This window comes from Nostoc sp. DedSLP03, assembly GCF_034530815.1.
GTDB lineage: Bacteria > Cyanobacteriota > Cyanobacteriia > Cyanobacteriales > Nostocaceae > Nostoc.
In genome coordinates this window covers 1-3,796 of the sequence record NZ_JAVRCK010000197.1, presented here as the reverse complement: position 1 = coordinate 3,796, position 3,796 = coordinate 1, and the positions used below count along the sequence as shown (strand labels likewise).

At 42.8% G+C, this 3,796-nt stretch carries 5 protein-coding genes; 4 read left to right on the top strand and 1 reads right to left on the bottom strand.

What is annotated here, in order from left to right:
* The first annotated feature begins 352 nt into the window (after positions 1-352).
* Together RM368_RS38080 and RM368_RS38075 are read left to right on the top strand one after the other, a co-directional pair.
* Positions 353-1,258 (top strand): macrolide 2'-phosphotransferase, encoded by a 906-nt coding sequence (locus tag RM368_RS38080; RefSeq protein ID WP_322698867.1) that lies wholly within the window; start codon positions 353-355, stop codon positions 1,256-1,258.
* 198 nt (positions 1,259-1,456) lie between these two features.
* A complete protein-coding gene (locus RM368_RS38075; protein ID WP_322698866.1) occupies positions 1,457-1,882 on the top strand; it encodes a GFA family protein in 426 nt (141 codons plus the stop codon).
* 304 nt (positions 1,883-2,186) lie between these two features.
* On the opposite strand, the gene RM368_RS38070 is transcribed toward RM368_RS38075, so the two are convergent.
* Positions 2,187-2,438, bottom strand: a complete 252-nt coding sequence (locus RM368_RS38070; RefSeq protein WP_322698865.1) for a hypothetical protein — start codon at positions 2,436-2,438, stop codon at positions 2,187-2,189.
* Positions 2,439-2,564: 126 nt separating this feature from the next.
* On the opposite strand from RM368_RS38070, the gene RM368_RS38065 reads away from it, so the two are divergent.
* The gene (locus tag RM368_RS38065; protein WP_322698864.1) at positions 2,565-3,107 is read left to right on the top strand and encodes a hypothetical protein; all 543 of its coding nucleotides are present in this window, start codon (positions 2,565-2,567) and stop codon (positions 3,105-3,107) included.
* 226 nt (positions 3,108-3,333) lie between these two features.
* A complete protein-coding gene (locus tag RM368_RS38060; protein ID WP_322698863.1) occupies positions 3,334-3,750 on the top strand; it encodes a hypothetical protein in 417 nt (138 codons plus the stop codon).
* Positions 3,751-3,796: the final 46 nt, after the last annotated feature.

Genomic DNA, 3,796 nt, shown 5'->3' with positions numbered 1-3,796 from the left:
TCTATTACATCCCTACCTCACTTTAAAAGATGTTGGTAATGACAAGCCCTTAAAAGAGTGGGATTGAAGTAAGGAGCATCAGTGTCTCGTGGCACTTGCCGCCGACGCTATCGACACAAATTTTTTTATACTAGTGGACAATAACCCACAACTAAAGTTTTTATTAATACTTCTTTCATTCTGCTTTCTGCCCTCTGCCTTTCTTTGTAAGCTTTCATGATTCGTGGATAAGTCTATTTGACGTATTTCCACCTAATCACCCGTATTGGATGATTAGGCAGAAAGTTTCCTTTTAAACAGTTGTTGTGCAGCAGTATTCAGCATTCTTGATGCGTAGTGGTAAGAAGACATAATTAAAAAGACAAAATCAAAGCAGGAAGTGCTTGAACTAGCCCACAAGCATAACTTGACTATCCGAGAAGACTCACTGCAATTTAATGAATCGGGTCTTGATTTTCAGGTTGTGTTAGCAAGGGACACTGATGGAAAACGCTGGATTTTGCGTCTTCCTCGGCGGGAGGATGTTCTACCGTCGGTAGATAAGGAAAAACGCACGCTGGAACTGATTGCCCCTCTTCTGAATGTGGAAGTGCCACAATGGACTATTTGCACAGATGAACTCATTGTTTACCGGGCATTAAACGGTGTGCCAACAGGCACAATTGACTCTCAAGCAAAAGCTTATGTGTGGGAAATTGATCCAGCAAATCCACCCGACCAGTTTCATAAATCGCTAGCTAAGGGGATTGCCTCTCTTCATCAAGTTAGCATTGAGGAAGCACGCGCAATTGGTCTTCCCATTGAAACCGCTGAAGAAGTGCGTGCGGCGATGAAACAGAAGATGGATGCAGTGAAGAATGAGTTTGGTGTTGGTGAAGAGTTGTGGAACCGTTGGCAATCTTGGCTCCAAAAGGATGAGGTTTGGACGAAAGAAACAGTGTTAACTCATGGTGATTTACACGCTGGGCATATTTTGATTGATGCCCAAGTACAGGTAACTGGCTTCATTGACTGGACTGAGGCAGCCGTCACTGACCCAGCCCGTGATTTTGTCGCCCATTACCGCACTTTTGGTGAAGACGCTTTGAATAAGCTGATATCAGCATACGCCTCATCGGGTGGACGTATTTGGTCGAAGATGGCAGAACAAGTGATTGAACTGGCTGCTTCTTATCCCATAGCCATCGCAGAATTTGCGCTCAAGTCAGGCTTAGATGAATATAAACAGATGGCTAGACAATCACTTGGCGTAGGCTAAATCAATATTTTTAGGTAATCACCGTTACTTTTGAACAAAATGAATGTTTATGGCGGTTAGATTACCAAGCATCAAAATAGAACACTGAAACGGCTTTCTTCGCTGGTAAGCCTGTAGACTATGTATTGTTGGCATTTCCAGTATTAAATAGGGAAAATGTGACAATTTGAGCGCCTGCGTGGAATCGGAGGAAACAATATGTCTAATCTAAATATTGCAAAAGGTAGTTGCCTGTGTGGAGCAGTAAGCCTTTCTACAACTAGCATGAGTAAAAATGTGGGAGCGTGTCATTGTGGTATGTGCCGCAATTGGGGCGGAGGGCCTCTGTTAGTTGTTGATTGTGAAAGTGATGTTAACTTCTCTGGTGAAGAAAATATTGGGGTTTATCAATCGTCACAGTGGGCAGAACGTGGATTCTGTAAGCAATGTGGGAGCCATCTCTTTTATAAATTGAAACAAAATAACCAGTATTTCATCCCCGTTGGACTATTCCAGAACTGTGAAGGTCTTGTTTTAGATCATCAGGTATTCATTGATGAAAAACCCAAATATTACTGTTTTGCCAATGAAACTAAGAACCTGACAGGGGCCGAGGTCTTTGCACAGTTTGCACCTCCTGAATGACCTTTTTTGAATTCAAAATTCAAAATTAAAAATGCAAAATGAAGAAGAAATAAAATTTTGGAATTGATTAATTCATTAATTCTGAGTACAAGCCCCCGCGACAATGTTTGATTTGGCGGTTAACAAGAGAGTGGTGAGTTCAGAGCTAACAATAATTGTCTTTAATTTTGAATTAATAATTTTGAATTTTGAATTGTTTTGACTCCTAAACATTAGAGTTACTTTTTACCAGTTTGAGTTAGGTTGGGCGAATGAGCGCACTGCTTCATTCACATGCCATCGCTCAAAACCCTGAGACAACAAATCATCCTAGCCGACTTTCATCACTCTTATAGTTCATCGCTCTGGGTTTCCTCTTGCCTATAGGGACTACTTTCGATTGCTTGGGAGGTTGAGGTGGACGACATTTTTCACAGTAGAGCGGTCGGACACCAAAGGTTTCTCGTTGTGTGGGCTGTTCGCACTGCTTACATGCGAAGTTGAAAACGCGAGTGTGAATTTCCCGTTTGTGCGCTCTGACGGTGTACTCTCGGACTTGGATTTCTTTGCTTGCCATTGCCTATTGCAATTAGTGACTTTTGGATCTTAGCCTTTGCTAAGAAGATTTCAATGCTCTGGGTAAACATAATCACCCGTTTTGTGAATGGGAATTTTCATGGCTACGCCAAAGCCAGAGTGAGAGTTGCAACGAACAAACACACGCTTTCTTTCCCAACTGCAACGCCTCACCACATTGAAAAATCACAAACCTTTGGAATTAATCATGGATATCCAAGCTATTCTCACCCTCACGATCCAAGCAGTCGTTATGAGCTTTGTTGCGCTGATGGTTTTTGACTTTATAGATAGTTTGTGGGTTGTACCTTTGCCACCAGTCGGATGGGAGCCATCGGTTATTGAACAGTCTACAGTTTCCGCAACTTCCCCACAACCTACTCCACACCAGGAAATCCAAGAAGCCACTCCAAGCGCGATCGCATTTGAGAAGATTTCCGACCCTTGGACTTTAGAACTACAATCCCCTGACCATTCTGTTCCCACGCCAGCAGCTATAATCCCTTTGCCCAGACTCCGACTACTCCCACCTGCCAAAGTACAACCAAGCAAACCTAAGCGGGCTAAAGCAAAATCGTCCACGTCTAAGAAATCCGCCTCAACTAGTACTAAGCGCCAGTCCACTAAGCCACGCAAGATAACTGGAAAGTACCAAGAAAATTATAGTTAACCCGTCCTTAGCTCAAACAATTGTAGATTGCCGAGAAGATAAGAGAATTGACGATAGCGACGCAAAAAACAACTGTGCGTAGCGTCTTTTAGATTTATTCCGCCTACTTGACTGCTGGGCTTGTACCAAAAACATTCAATCTCCAATCTGCCCTATTCAATCTCTAATCTTCTCGGTCAAACGGCTACGCCAAAGCGAAAGTGATGTATTCATATATTATATAGATATGGTCAGCCTTATAACCACGCAAGGAACTCTGTTTGACCTAGAAACAGTTCTGGATTATGGGCAATCAATCCTCAACGTTGCTCAAGAACTCACCAAATCACTAATTGAGCAACGGACTATCTCCACCAGGACAATCCAAGCCCAGATGAATCGCTATTTTCTAGGCACGGCAGCAGAGGGTGCGTGGCAGTGGAAAGACGCTTACGAAGCTATTGAAGTGGCGCAAATATTATATCTGCGTCAAAAAGGTTATAAACTGTTATTAGAGTCGCCGCTAACAGTATTATTGGAATTGGAGAAGTTAATAGCCCTTTGCCCAACGCAAACACGGCGCAGTGAAGAGTCGGTACAGCTTCAGCAATTTTCCACTCCTCTGCCGCTTGCTTATCTGGTAGCCAAAGCAGGATTTAGGTGATTTTTTAAAAAGAAATTACCAGCTAAAGTGGTCGAATCAAGATATC